At 72.1% G+C, this 13,304-nt stretch carries 10 protein-coding genes; 4 read left to right on the top strand and 6 right to left on the bottom strand.

What is annotated here, in order from left to right; genetic code table 11:
- Positions 1-2: 2 nt before the first annotated feature.
- The 5 genes from mreD to IPG72_09315 all read right to left on the bottom strand — a co-directional run bounded on the left by mreD (position 3) and on the right by IPG72_09315 (position 4,710).
- A complete protein-coding gene (mreD, locus tag IPG72_09295) occupies positions 3-509 on the bottom strand; it encodes a rod shape-determining protein MreD (protein MBK6769182.1) in 507 nt (168 codons plus the stop codon).
- A 14-nt stretch (positions 510-523) separates the two neighbouring features.
- Positions 524-1,507, bottom strand: coding sequence for a rod shape-determining protein MreC (locus IPG72_09300; GenBank protein ID MBK6769183.1), 984 nt, complete (start codon positions 1,505-1,507; stop codon positions 524-526).
- A 10-nt stretch (positions 1,508-1,517) separates the two neighbouring features.
- Positions 1,518-2,558, bottom strand: a complete 1,041-nt coding sequence (locus IPG72_09305) for a rod shape-determining protein (protein MBK6769184.1) — start codon at positions 2,556-2,558, stop codon at positions 1,518-1,520.
- A 237-nt stretch (positions 2,559-2,795) separates the two neighbouring features.
- Entirely contained in the window at positions 2,796-3,473 is a 678-nt protein-coding gene (locus tag IPG72_09310) for a 50S ribosomal protein L25 (protein MBK6769185.1), read from the bottom strand.
- Between the two features lie 187 nt (positions 3,474-3,660).
- Complete coding sequence (locus IPG72_09315) at positions 3,661-4,710, bottom strand: glycosyltransferase (protein ID MBK6769186.1); 1,050 nt, start codon at positions 4,708-4,710, stop codon at positions 3,661-3,663.
- 101 nt (positions 4,711-4,811) lie between these two features.
- Here IPG72_09315 and IPG72_09320 point away from each other — a divergent pair, with 101 nt between their 5' ends.
- The 4 genes from IPG72_09320 (at position 4,812) to IPG72_09335 (ending at position 10,078) form a co-directional block, all read left to right on the top strand.
- Positions 4,812-5,837, top strand: a complete 1,026-nt coding sequence (locus tag IPG72_09320; protein ID MBK6769187.1) for a rhomboid family intramembrane serine protease — start codon at positions 4,812-4,814, stop codon at positions 5,835-5,837.
- A gap of 105 nt (positions 5,838-5,942) precedes the next feature.
- The gene (gene recJ, locus IPG72_09325) at positions 5,943-7,751 is read left to right on the top strand and encodes a single-stranded-DNA-specific exonuclease RecJ (GenBank protein MBK6769188.1); all 1,809 of its coding nucleotides are present in this window, start codon (positions 5,943-5,945) and stop codon (positions 7,749-7,751) included.
- Positions 7,752-7,769: 18 nt separating this feature from the next.
- Positions 7,770-9,194 carry a deoxyribodipyrimidine photo-lyase gene (gene phrB, locus IPG72_09330; protein ID MBK6769189.1) on the top strand — a complete coding sequence of 475 codons (1,425 nt, stop codon included), beginning with the start codon at positions 7,770-7,772 and terminating at the stop codon, positions 9,192-9,194.
- Positions 9,191-10,078: a YihY/virulence factor BrkB family protein gene (locus IPG72_09335; protein ID MBK6769190.1), complete on the top strand. Its 888-nt coding sequence runs from the start codon at positions 9,191-9,193 to the stop codon at positions 10,076-10,078. Before phrB ends, IPG72_09335 begins: the two co-directional genes overlap by 4 nt.
- Positions 10,079-10,568: 490 nt before the next feature.
- Here IPG72_09335 and IPG72_09340 read toward each other — a convergent pair whose 3' ends face one another.
- Entirely contained in the window at positions 10,569-13,205 is a 2,637-nt protein-coding gene (locus IPG72_09340; protein MBK6769191.1) for a phosphoenolpyruvate synthase, read from the bottom strand.
- Positions 13,206-13,304 lie beyond the last annotated feature (99 nt).

The raw sequence follows: 13,304 nt of genomic DNA on the forward strand, positions 1-13,304 counted from the left end.
GACTAGCGTTCCCACGCCAGCCGCGGCGGGCCGCTGCGCCGCGCGAGCCAGCGCAGCGGAAAGTAGACGATCGGCAGCCACAGCAGGTTGAGGAGCACGGTCGGCAGCACGGTCGGGACGAGCGCCTCAGGTCGAAGATCGACGATGTCCCCGATCAAGCCGAGCACGACGATCTGGCCGGCGATGAAGACGATCGTCGCCACCGTGGTCAGCGCAGCCGGCATGAAGATCGCGTCCGCCAAACGGCCGGCGCCGAGACCGACGACGAGCGCCGCCGCCATGAGCGGCAGCGTGTACGTGCCGATCGGCTTGGGCGACATCACGTCGCTCAACAATCCTGCCGCGAGCGCCCAGGCCATGCCTTGGCGTGCCCCGCGCACGTAGCCCCAGCTGACGACGACGAGCAACGTCAGCAGCGGCACGGCGCTGCCGAGCGCGGCCGAGGGCATGAGCGCGACCTGCGCGATCACCGCCCCGAGCAGGATGAGCGCCGCGCCGTACGGGTTCACGACCGCCCGCGCGTTCAGGGTCGTACGACTGCGCCGGAGGCGGCCGATCCGTCGGGGGCCGATCCGTCGGCAGCCGAACTGTCACCAGCCGAACCGTCGGCGGCCGAACCGTCGGCGGCCGATCCGCTGTCGATCGAACCGGCGGCGTCGGGCAGCGGCACGGCGCGCCAGCCGGTGATGACGAGGGCGAACTCGACGCTGCCGAGGTCGACGAACGGCCGGACGACCGCCTCCTGGTTCGGCCGCTCGTCGCTCTGCCGCACCTCGATCACCTGGCCGATCGGCACCATCCGCGGGAAGCCGTTCGTGCCGTCGAGCCCGCTGGTGTGGATCACGTCGCCGACGACGATGTTGGGCGGCATGCCCGGTCCGTTCTGCGGCACGTAGCGCAGCGTGAGCTCGCCGCCGACCGAGCCGACGAGCATCCCGGTCGCCCGCGACCGTTCGACGCGCGCACCGACGGCCGAACCGCCGTCGCTGATCAACAGGACCTGGCTCGCCTCGCCGTACGTGCGCACCACCCGGCCGACGAGACCGCGGTGCGTGGCCACCGGGTCGCCTGCCGCGACGCCGGCCAGGCTGCCCTGGTCGATCCAGATCGCATGCACGAGCCCGCCAGGTTCACCGCCGACGACGTCCGCGCGGACGCTGGCGCCCAGCAGATCGAGGTCGACGCGGTCCCGCTTGTAGCCGAGGGCGGCGCGCAGCTCTTCGTTCTCACGGATCAACTGGCCCTGCTTCGTGGACTCGACCTGGAGCCGGGCGTTCTCTTCGGTCAGCTCCGCCACCTTCGCCTCGAGCGCCTCGCTGCTGCGCGACCACTCCGTCACGACGCCCACTTGCTCGCGCGCGCTGCGCAGCGCGTGCGTGACGGGCGAGAGGACGCGCGACAGCGTGCCGTTGATCACCGCCGGCCCGCGCCAACCGCGCGCCAGGCCGAACACGACGCCGAGCAGCGCCAGCGCGAACATCCACGACGGCCGGTCGCGGCGCGACATCCGGAAGCGCCTACCGTCCACCGGTGGCCAGCGCAGCACGCTGCGTGGAAGCGAGGACCGGCGCGAGGTTGTCGAGGTCCTCGAGGACGAGGCCGGCGCCGCGCGCGACGCACGCCATCGGGTGCTTGGCCACCTTTACGTCGATCTTCGTCTCTTGTTCGAGCCGCTGCGCGATCCCGCGCAACAGCGCCCCGCCGCCGGCCAGCGTGATCCCGTGCTCCATGAGGTCCGCCACGAGCTCGGGCGGCGTGTCGTCGATGGCGTCCTTGACGACGTCGACGATCGTCTGCACGGGCGACGAGAGCGCGTCGCGGATCTCGATGGACGAGACGTCGACGCTCTGCGGCAATCCGGTGAGCAGGCTGCGGCCGCGCATCGCCATCGTCAGCTCGACGTCGAGCGGGAACGCGCTGCCGATCTCGTGCTTGAGCTGCTCGGCCATCCGCTCGCCGATCGCCAGGCTGTAGCGCTTGCGGGCGTAGTCGATGATCGCCTCGTCCATCTCGTCGCCCGCCACCCGGAGGCTTCGGGCGACGACGATGCCGCCGAGGCTGAGGACCGCCACCTCGGTCGTCCCGCCGCCGATGTCGACGATCATGCTGCCGATGGAAGCCGTTACCGGCAACCCGGCGCCGATCGCGGCCGCCATCGGTTCTTCGATGAGGTAGCACTCGCGCGCGCCGGCGCTGATCGTCGCGTCGTGCACGGCACGCTTTTCGACCTCCGTCACGCCGCTCGGGATCCCGACGACGACGCGCGGCTTGGGCAGCGGGCTGAACGAGCGCTCGTGCACCTTCTTGATGAAGTAGACGAGCATCTTCTCGGTGATGTCGAAGTCGCTGATCACGCCGTCCCGCAGCGGGCGGACGGCGATGATGTTCGCCGGCGTCCGGCCGACCATCTTCTTGGCCTCCGACCCGATCGCCAGCACCCGCCGGGTACGCTTGTCGATCGCCACGACGCTCGGCTCATTGATGACGATGCCCTCGCCCTCGACCATGACCAACGTGTTGGCCGTGCCGAGATCGATGCCGATATCGCGGGAGAACATGCCCAGCAAGGCATTCAGCGGGCTGATCACGAAAGCGGGCTCCTCAAACGGCCGCGGAACAGAAACGGACCTGTGGCGGACCCGGCGCAGTATAGCACACGGGGCTCGGGCCGATCGGCGGCGGTCCGGGCGCGGACGCACCACGCGAAGCGGGCGGCCGACGGGGCCGCCCGCTTCGCATACGATCCGTTAGTGTCCGATCCGCATGCGCGAGTCGGTGGGCAATTCCGGCCGACCTCAGTCGGCGCCATCCTCCGGCGCCGCGTCTTCCGCGTGGGCGGCGGCGTATTCGGAGGTCGTCGGGTCCATCGCCGCAAGGTAGTCATCGTCACCGACGACCGCCGCGCCGCGGCGGAGCGCCGCCATGCGGGCGACGGCGCGGTTCGAATCGTCCATGATCCGAACGCCCTTCGGCACGTCCACATCCGAGATGCGCAGCACCTGGCTGAGCTCGCGCAGCTTGCCGCCGTCGACGACGATCTCCTGCGGCAGGTCCTTGGGCAGGGCGCGGACGATGACGTGGTCGAGCAGGGCGCGGATCATCGCCTCGTTGCGCTGCACGGCCGGCGGCACCTTGCCGCCGATCCGGACCGGGATCGCGGTCTGGACGGGCACGCGCTCGCTGACCTCGAGCAGGTCGGCGTGGATCGGCGTGAGCTTGGTCGGGTGGATCTGCAGCGCCCGGGCGATCGCCAGGCGCGGCTTCTTGTCGCCCTCGATGTCCACATGGATCAGCCGCGTCGTGCCGGCCTTGTGGAGGACGGAGCGCAGGTGCTTCGTGTCCACCTGCAGGCTGACGGGCTCGCTCTCCGGGCCATACAGCACGCACGGCGTCATGCCGGCGCGCCGCAGCCCGGCCACCTTCTTGCCGGTGACCGTCCGCAGCTGTGTGTTCAGAGTGATCTGCTCGCTCACGATGAGGCTCCTGCAACCGTCCCACGCGGCCGCCCGAGCGGCGGCCGGATTGTCGATCAACCTGTGCCGCAGCGCCGAACGGTGCCGACGCGGCGACGAACGGAGAGGATAAGGGCTTCGAGGCGTGGGCGCAAGTTCAAGGACCGTCCGAGCCGAGCCGGCGGCTCCCGCGATCGGTCGCTTCGCGTCAGCCGTCCGCCGTCCAATCGTCCGCCGTCCAATCCGGCGGCCTCTCCCGCCGCCGCCACCCCCACCCCACCGGATACCCCACCATTTTCACCCCATCGCCCGTGACCCGGATCACCGGCACCCACAGCCCAGCGGCCACCCGCTGTCCGATCGTCAACGCCCGCCATTGGCGCACGAGTCGCCGGCAGGGCTTCGCGACCATCGTCACGAGGCCGGCGGCCAGGAGGAGCCACCATGCGGCGCTGTTGAACACTGCCAGGGCGACGAGCGACGGGACCGCGACGACGTAGGTGAGGTAGCGGATCAGGTGCCGCCGCCGCCACAGGTCGGCCTTGCCGTCGCCGCGGGCGTACAGGTAGTACTGGCGGGCGAAGTGGGCGAGCGTCGGGCGGGGCCGAAAGCGGGCGACGGCCGACGGCGCGAAAGCGGGCGGCCCGGCGATCCGCTTGAGCCGCAGGTCGAACACGAGGTCCTCGCAGTAGTCGAGCCACTCCGGGTAGCCGCCGATCACGGCGGCGTCCGCCTTCAGGAAGGCCACGGACCGGCTGGACGGGAGGAACGTCCTGGGGTCGATGTCGGCCACGTCCGGCAGCGTCGTCGCGCCGAGCGCCGTCTCGAACGCGCCCTCCGGCGCGCTCGTGAAGAATCCGGCCGCCCAGCGCGCCTCGCCCCGCTCGATCGGCGCCGCGAGAGCCGCCAGCCACCCCGGCACGAGCCGCACGCCGGCGTCCGTGGCCGCCAGGATCGGCCCGGCAGCCGCGGCAATCGCGGCGTTGCGGCCTTGCGAGATGTTCGCCCCCGGCCGCTCGACGAGCGTGAGCCGCAGCGCCTCGCCGTCCGGCCGTGCGGCGCGCCACGCCCGCACCGCGGCGACGGTGCCGTCCGTCGAACCGCCGTCGACGACGACGACCTCGTCCGGTGGGCGCGTCTGCGCCGCAAGGCTGTCGAGCAGCGCCCCGATCGTCGCCGCTTCGTTGAACACCGTGGCGATCACCGAGACGGCGCGGGCGGCGGGCGCACCGGACGGGAGGTCGTGGACTTCGTGCATGACGGGTTCTGGCATGGCGGGCGGATTATACGGGGATGTTAACGGGGAACCGTCGCACCCGATCGGGCGCTGGACGGCGGTGGGCCCTACCATTGTCGACCATGGACATCGAATTGCCCGACGAGACCTCGCCGATACGCGACGACCCGCCGCTACCCGGCCCCTCGCTGCCCGAGCCGGCGCGCGTGCCTTCGCCGCTCCCGCCCCCCGCCACCGCCACGCTCGGCCCGCTCCGGCGCCGCCAGGCCGACGGCTGGTCGCTCGTCCTGTCCAGCGAGGGCATCGGCCATCAGCTCCTTTCGGGCACCGACGGCCTCTACCTGGCGGTCGATGCCGGCGACGCCGTCCGCGCCTCGGCCTCGCTGCAAGCGTATATGACCGAGAACGACGCGCCGGTCTTCGACACCGCCCGCCGCCCGCCGCTGCGGCCGAGCGCCGATCCCGCCGGTCGGGCCGACCTCGGTTTCGGCATCGCCGCCGGCCTCGCGCTCCTGGCCGGGTTTGCCGTCACCGGCGATGCCACGCACGGCGGCGGGCTGGCGCCGCTCGGCGGGGCCGACAGCGGTTTGATCCTGAACGGCGCGCTGTGGCGGACGGTCACCGCGCTGACGCTGCACGCCGGGATCGGCCACGTCCTGGCGAACGCGCTGGCGAGCGTGATCTTCCTGCCGCTTGCGGCGCGCCGCCTCGGGATCGGCCTGACCTTGCTGGGCACGATCGGCGCCGGAGCGATCGGCAACTGGCTGACCGCTTACCTCCGCGGGCCCGGCTCACTCGGCGTCGGCTTTTCGACGGCCGTCTTCGGCGCGCTCGGACTCCTCGCCGGCGCGCGCCTCGTCGACGGCGACCGCGGCGGGCGCGGCGGGTGCGGCGGGTGCTGGATCGTGTTCGGCGCAGCCATGGCACTGCTTGCGCTCCTCGGCTCAGGCGAGCAGAGCGACGTGCTGGCCCATGCCTGCGGCCTGGTCGCCGGCGTGCCGATCGGCGCCGCGATCGCGCGATTCGCACGCGCAGGTGCGCAGGCGCACGGGACGTCGACGTCCGTCGCCGGCGCGCGCCTGCAGTGGGCGGCCGGGATCGCAGCGGTGGCGATCATCGCGGGCGCATGGGGGCTGGCGCTCCGCTGACGGCGCCTTCACGCGGCGTCATCAAGCGACATCCCTCTGCCCCGGCTGCGACGCCGGCGCAACGCCGCACCGTATAATCGTCCCACCCGCGAATCGAGGATCCTCGTGCCCAACCCCGTCCCGCCTGCCGCGCCGCGCGCCCGGTGGCGCCTCAGCCCGCCGCCCTCGCCCGCGCTCGATGCGCTCGGCGACCCGCTTCTGGCGCGTGCGCTCGCCGCGCGCGGCGTGGCGGAGCTCGACGGCGCGGCGGCGTTCCTCGGCCGGTCGGTGGGGGACGACAACCCGTTCCGGCTGGCGGACATGGACCGCGCCGTCACCCGCCTCCGCCGCGCGATATCGGGCGGCGAACGGATCGCCGTGTACGGCGACTACGACGCGGACGGCGTGACCGGCACCGCCCTCCTCACGACGGCGCTCCGCGCGCTCGGCGGCGACGTCCTGCCGCACCTGCCCCACCGCGAGCGCGACGGCTACGGCGTCCACACCGCGGCGCTCGACCGGCTGGCGAAGCACGGCGTGCGGCTCGTCGTAACGGTGGACTGCGGCGTCCGCGCGGCGGAACCACTCCTGCACGCCCGCACGCTCGGGATGGACGTCATCGTCACGGACCACCACGCGCTGCCGGACGAGCTGCCGGCGGCAGTGGCCGTCGTGAACCCGCGCCGCGCGGACGATGGCTACGGGTTCCACGAGTTCGCCGGCGTCGGCTTGGCGTACAAGCTGGCGCAGGCGCTCCTGCGCGTCGCGGCGCGCACCTCGGCGCGGCCGGCGGCGCTCCACGAGACCGACCTGCTCGACCTCGCGGCGATCGGAACCGTCGCGGACGTCGTGCCGCTCGTCGGCGAGAACCGGATGCTCGTCCAGGGCGGCCTCGAGCGGATCCGCGCCGGCGCCCGACCGGGCGTCGCGGCGCTGTGCGAGGCCGGCGGTTTCGAGGCGGCGACGATGACGGCGCGCGGGATCGCTTTCGGGCTCGGGCCGCGGTTGAACGCCGCGGGGCGGATGGGCGATGCCACGATGGCGCTGACGCTGCTGTTGTCGGAAGCGGACGGCGAGGCGCGCCGGCTCGCCGCGCAACTCGAGCACATGAACCGCGAGCGGCGCGCGGCGACGGACGTCGCGCTCGAAGCGGCGCACGCGGACCTGGCGGGCCGGACGGACGCGCCGTTCCTGGCCTGGGCATCGCCGGACGTCGGCCTCGGTGTGATCGGGCTCGTCGCGGGCCAGCTGGCGCAAACGCACTATCGTCCGGCCGCCGTGTTCCGCATCGAGGGCGAGACGGCGCGCGCCAGCCTGCGCTCGATCGCCGAGTTCAACGTCGTCGAGGCCCTCGACCGCATCGCCCCGCTGCTCGAGCGGCACGGCGGCCACGCGCGCGCCGGCGGCCTGACAGTGCGAACGGACCGCCTGGACGAGGTCGTCGATGCGCTCACCCGCTTGGCGGAAGACGCCCTGCGCGGGGCCGATCTGCGCCCCGTCCTCGACATCGACGCCGAGCTGCCCCTCACGGCCGTGAACGACGACCTCTACCGCCGGCTGCAGGCCCTCGAGCCGTTCGGCGAAGCGAACCCGACGCCGCTCATCCTCAGCCGGGACGTCGTCGTCGCGTCCAAACGGATCGTCGGCGAGCGCCATCTCAAGCTCATCGTCCCGACGGCGCGCGGGTCGATGGAAGCGATGGCATTCGGCCACGGGGATCGGCTGGCGGGGGTTGGGGAGCGGATCGACATCGTGTACGGCGTGCGCGAGCGGGTCTGGCGCGGGGAGCGCAGCCTCGAGCTCGACGTACAGGACTTCGCGGCGGCCGGGACGGCCAACGTCCAGACGGACGATGACACGATGGCCGATGCCGGTCGGATCGGGGACAGGGTCGCGGGTGTGGGCGCGCCCGACGTCGTCGCCGCCTCCATCTGACCGCTCGACCCCCGACGGATGGACGCGCCGGCGACACCGATTCACCCGGACCGCGTCCGCGCCCTGAACGACGCGCCGGGCCACGGCGCGCCGGTCCTGTATTGGATGTCGCGCGACGCGCGTGTGGCGGACAACTGGGCGCTGTTGCATGCCCGCGCGATCGCCGCCGCCGCGGATGCGCCGCTGGCCGTCGTGTTCACCCTGGCGCCGTCGTTCCTCGCCGCGCCGTGGCGTGCCTACCACTTCCTCCTGGCCGGGCTGCGCGGCGTCGAGCGCGACCTGCGCGCGCTCGGCATCCCGTTCGCCGTCCTGTACGGCGCCGATCCGCCCGACGCCGTCACGGCGTTCGTCCGCGCCCACGGCGTCGGCCACGTCGTCGTCGACTTCAACCCGCTGCGGTTGGCGCGCGAATGGCGCTCAGGCGTGGGCGATCGGCTGGCGGCGGCGGGCGTGCGGCTCGAGGAGGTCGATGCGCACAACATCGTCCCGTGCTGGGCGGCTTCCGGCAAGCTCGAGTTCGCGGCGCGAACGATCCGGCCGAAGATCGCGCGGCTGCTCGACATATTCCTCGAGCCGTTCCCTTCCCTTGCTCCCCAGACCACGGCGTGGCCGACGCCGCTGCCGGTGGTCGACTGGACGGCGGCCGAGGGGTCGCTGAGCGTCGACCGGTCTGTGGGCGCCGTGGACTGGATCGCGCCCGGCGCGTCGGAAGCCCGCCGCGCACTGGATGCTTTCCTGGCTGATAGCCTCGGTGACTACACGAAGCGGCGCAACGACCCGAACGCGGACGGGCAGTCCGGGCTGTCGCCCTACCTGCACTTCGGACAACTCGCGCCGGCGCGCGTTGCGCTCGAAGTCCGGGCACGTCTTGCGGCGGGTGGTCCCGACATCGATCGCGCCCATCGCGTCGTACCCGACGCCGCCACCTTCCTCGAAGAGCTGGTCGTCCGCCGCGAGCTGTCCGACAACTTCTGCTTGTACCAACCGGCGTACGACGCCGTCGCCGGCTTCCCGGCGTGGGCGCGCCGGACATTGGACGCGCACCGCGGCGACGCGCGCGAGGCGCTGTACGACGTCGACGCCTTCGGTCGCGCTGCGACGCACGATGCGTTGTGGAATGCGTGCCAGTGCCAGATGGTCCGTACCGGCAAGATGCACGGGTACCTGCGGATGTACTGGGCGAAGATGATCCTGGCGTGGTCGGCCACGCCCGAGGAGGCGCTGGCAACCGCCATCGTCCTGAACGATCGGTACGAACTCGATGGGCGCGACCCGAACGGCTACGCCGGCATCGCCTGGGCGATCGGCGGGGTGCACGATCGGCCATGGTTCGATCGGCCCGTGTTCGGGACGGTGCGGTTCATGAGCGCGAGCGGCGCGGCGCGGAAGTTCGATGTCGGAGCGTACGTGCGGCGATGGCCGGAGCGGGATGGGCGCGCATGACGGGCGATCGCACCGACGGGGCGCCCTCCGCCAGCGCCGGCACCCTCGCCGTCGCGTACCACACCCGCCTCGCGTCCGCCTGGCGGCTCTGGCGCCGGCCGTTCGTGTCGACGGCCGCGGCGGCGATCGCCTACCGGACGCTGTTCTCGATCGCGCCGCTGCTCGTCCTGGCGATCGTGGTGCTCGGCCGCATCGTCGGAGAGACGACCGCCCATGCGACCGTGCTGGCGTTCGCCTCCGACGCGCTCGGCGTGCAGATCACCGGGCCACTGGCGGACGCCGTGTCGTCGTTGCTCGAGGCGATCACCCATCCGGGCGCCCAGCTGCAGGCGACGGTGGTGGCGACGGCACTCGTCGTGTTCGGCGCATCGGGTGTATTCGACGAGGTTCGTCTCGCCCTCAACCTGCTGTGGTCGGTCGAGGTGCAGCGGGGTCGGCGCGGTCTGAGAGCCAAGGCGCTGGCGCGGGTCGTCGGCCTCACGCTCGTGCTCGGCGGGGGCGTTCTGGTGGCGATCTCGTTGGCCACGGCCCGTTGGATCGCCGCGACGGCACGCGCGATCGGCGTGCCGTCGCATTGGGTGCCGGCGGCGGGTCCGCTGGACCGGGCGGTGATCTTCGTGTTGATCACGGTGCTCTTCGCCTGCGTCTATCGCGGCTTCTCGGACAGCCGCCCGCGCTGGCGCGATGTCTGGGGCGGCGCGCTGATCACGGCGGCGCTGTTCAGCCTGAGCAAGGGGGCGTTTGCGGCGTATGTGGTGATTGCGGGGGTGGGGTCGGTGTATGGGGCGGCGGGGGCGTTGGTGGTGCTGGTGCTGTGGGTGTATGTGAGCGCTTGGATGATGCTGTTCGGGGCGGCTTGGGTGGGGGTGGGGGTGAAGGCGTGATGCGATTGCTCGGGCTCGAGAGGAAGTGCTGAGCCGGCGGGCGGGGATGGTGGGGTTCGTGCCTGTTGGGTTCGTGCATTTATTTCGCAGGGGCCGCTTGGCCCCTGCACCCCGGCCAGGGGGTGCGGCGCCCCCCTGGACCCCCCGCATCGGAGTGACCTGGCACTGGAAGAACGGGGTACCGCAGCCTGATGCGTTCGGGAAAGTCAAAGGGCGACGTGCCCGTGATTCGATGTCTCGTACGTCCGGACATGGACATTGGCTCTAACCTACGCGGCGACGACGATCCTTGGCTTGATTGAAGTGAAACCTGATGCGGGGGGTCCAGGGGGGCGCCGCACCCCCTGGCCGGGGTGCAGGGGCCAAGCGGCCCCTGCGAAACAAAAGCACGAACCCAACAGGCACGAACCCCACCATCCCCGCCCGCCGGCTCAACACTTCCTCTCCGCCCAAACCAACAGACCAACCGTCGAGGCAAGAACCTCGCACATCACCGCTCCAACATCACCCGCCCCTCATCCCCATCCACCGTAATCCGCCCCCCGTCCTTCACCCGCGCCGTCGCCACCCCCGTGCCGAGCACCGCCGGAATCCCGTACTCCCGCGCCACGATCGAACTGTGGCTGAGCGGCCCGCCGACGTCCGTGACGATGCCGGCGGCCAGCGCGAACAGCGGCGTCCAGGCGGGGGTCGTGATCTTCGTCACCAGAATGTCGCCGTGGCGCATCGCGTGGAAGTGCTCCGGGCCCAGGATCACGCGGGCCGTGCCGGTGACGCGCCCGGGGCTGGCGCCGATCCCCTTGATCGTATCGCCGCCGTCCTGGTGGGAGTGGGCCGGCATGAAGCGCATCAAGTCCATCCCCAGGAACGTTGCGCCCCCTTTCAGCGGCAGCGCCACCGGCGGCGTGGCCGTGCGGTTGTGCGCCGCCGTCGCCCGCCGCTTCGCCACCGTGTCGGCGTGGTCCGCCCCCCGCTGGCCGCTGTCGATCGCCCGCGCCACGTCCTGCAGCTCGTCGACCGTCAGCCAGTAGACGTCGTCGGACGCCGCCACCGCGCCGGCGGCGACGGCACGCTCGCCGAGGGCGTGCATCATCCGCCGCAGCTGCGGCCAGCCGAGGCCGACGTCCGCCAGCGCGTCCTCGCGCAGCGGCGCGAACTGCTGGGCGCCGCCGAGCAGCCACCCGACGAACCGGCCCCGCCGCCCGCGCAGGCGGGATCGCAGCGCGTTCGTCGCCGCCTCGCGCGCAGCCGACGAGGCCGCTTGGCGGGCGTGGGGGCTGCGCGCATCGCCGGCGACGAAAGACTTCAGCGCTTCCAGGAGCGGCGACGGATCGTCGGCGGCGAGCGGCTTGCTGAAGTCGAGGTCGTACACCGCGTCGCCGTAGTGCTGGAGATGCGCGGCGAAGAGCGTCGTGAACACGTTCCAGGCGTCGTCCGAGACACCGGGCGGGGTCGGGCCGTCGAGGGCGGACGCGAGGTCGGCGGCGGACATCGACGTGAGGGCGAACGCGAGGTCAGGATGCTCGTGTGCCCACTGGGCCAGATCGAAGAGCGCCTTCTCGGCGCGGATCGGCTTGCTGTCGTAGCCGAGGAGGTAGGCAATCGCCGGCGGGTCGCCCTTCCGCTTGGCCAGCTTGTCGTAGAAGTACGCAAAGCAAGCCTCGCCGATGTAGGCGACGGGCAGGATGCCGGACTGGATCGTCAGGTAGTAGGCCGCCGCGGCGTCCGTGATCCGTGCCGCGCCGGCCAGCAACGCCGTGGCCGACGCCGCGGCCAGGTCCCGCTCGGCCCACTCGGCGGCGACCGCGCGGTAGCGCGGCAACGCTCTGTCGGCCCACACCGATCGGGCCTGCCGGAAGTGGTCGATCAGCTGGCCGGGGTGGGTGAGGAAGTGGAAGAGCATCCGGAACGTCTGCGCCGGCGACATCGAGTAGTCGTAGTACGCGAAGCCGTTGATCGTCGTGAGGTCGGTGAGCTGCTTCATGACCCGCGCGAGGCCGATCTCCTCCATCAGCGCCGCCATCGCCCGGTTCCAACGCGGCAGCGCCAGCGTCTCGAAGAGCGGCGAGAGCGGCTCGGGAAGAAGCTCGATCACGCTCGAGCGGGCGTAGCGTCCGGTCGGATTGGGCGTCGTCCAATCCAGCTCGACGATCGGATCGGGCAACGCCGTGATCGGCCGCGCCTGGACGACGGCGATGCTTCCGTTGGCGATCGCCCACTCCATATCGACCGGGTGTCCGTACAGCTCCTCGATCTCGCTGCCAAGCCGCGTAAGCTCGGCGATGTGCGCCGGCGAGAGCGTCGGCGCCGTCCGCAGCGACGCTGACAACGGCACCTCGCGCGTGCCACCGTCCGTGCGCACCGTCTGCACCACCTTGTCCATCACATCCGCCGATCGGATCGTCCCGGTCGCCTTGTCCACCCGGAACGTGTCCGGCGTGACGTGCCCGCCGACGATCGCCTCGCCCAGGCCCCATGCCGCGTTGATGACCACTTCGTCGCGCACCCCCGACATCGGGTTGGCCGTGAACAGGATCCCGGCCACGTCCGCGGGCACGAGGCGTTGCACGACGACCGCCAGGTTCACGTCCGCGCCGTCGATGCCTTGCCGCGCCCGGTACCCGATCGCCCGCGCGGTCCAGAGCGACGCCCAGCAGCGCTTGACGGCCGCGAGGACCGCATCGGCGCCGCACACGTTCAGAAAGCTGTCATGCTGCCCGGCGAACGACAGCTCCGGCAGGTCCTCCGCCGTCGCCGACGACCGCACCGCCACCGCCGGCTCGCCCGCCCCGAGCACGGCGTACGCCGCCCCGACGCCCTCGGCGATATCGCGCGGCATGCTTCCCTGCGCGATGAGCGCTCGGATGAGCGCCGACGCCCGCTCGAGGGACGCCGGATCGTCGATCGACGCCCTGCCCGCCGCCCGCCGGATGACCTCCGAGAGGTGGTTCGCGTCGATGAAGCGCCGGTAGGCAGTGGTCGTCACGTGGAAGCCGGGCGGGACGGGGAGGGCGGCGGCGGACAGGCGGGCGAGTGAGGCGCCCTTGCCTCCGACGGCACCGAGGGATGCGTGGGGGGAGTCCAAGGGCAGGATGAGCGGGATCGCGGTCACCGACGGCGCGGACATGCACGCTCCTTCGTCTTCGCCGACATTGTGCGCCGCCCGCGACGCGAGGACCAAAGCGCGAGGGGCCGGCGTACTCCGCCGGCCCCTCGCGACCCCCAT

Origin of the sequence: Candidatus Avedoeria danica (genome assembly GCA_016703025.1) — a bacterium.
Lineage (GTDB): Bacteria > Chloroflexota > Anaerolineae > Epilineales > Epilineaceae > Avedoeria > Avedoeria danica.

What these genes read in the sequence shown, in the direction of transcription:
- IPG72_09315 (MBK6769186.1), bottom strand. Translation starts at nt 4,710, where the DNA reads ATGCACGAAGTCCACGACCTCCCGTCCGGTGCGCCCGCCGCCCGCGCC.
- phrB (MBK6769189.1), top strand. Translation starts at nt 7,770, where the DNA reads ATGGACGCGCCGGCGACACCGATTCACCCGGACCGCGTCCGCGCCCTG.
- IPG72_09320 (MBK6769187.1), top strand. Translation starts at nt 4,812, where the DNA reads ATGGACATCGAATTGCCCGACGAGACCTCGCCGATACGCGACGACCCG.
- IPG72_09340 (MBK6769191.1), bottom strand. Translation starts at nt 13,205, where the DNA reads ATGTCCGCGCCGTCGGTGACCGCGATCCCGCTCATCCTGCCCTTGGAC.
- IPG72_09300 (MBK6769183.1), bottom strand. Translation starts at nt 1,507, where the DNA reads ATGTCGCGCCGCGACCGGCCGTCGTGGATGTTCGCGCTGGCGCTGCTC.
- IPG72_09335 (MBK6769190.1), top strand. Translation starts at nt 9,191, where the DNA reads ATGACGGGCGATCGCACCGACGGGGCGCCCTCCGCCAGCGCCGGCACC.
- IPG72_09305 (MBK6769184.1), bottom strand. Translation starts at nt 2,558, where the DNA reads ATGTTCTCCCGCGATATCGGCATCGATCTCGGCACGGCCAACACGTTG.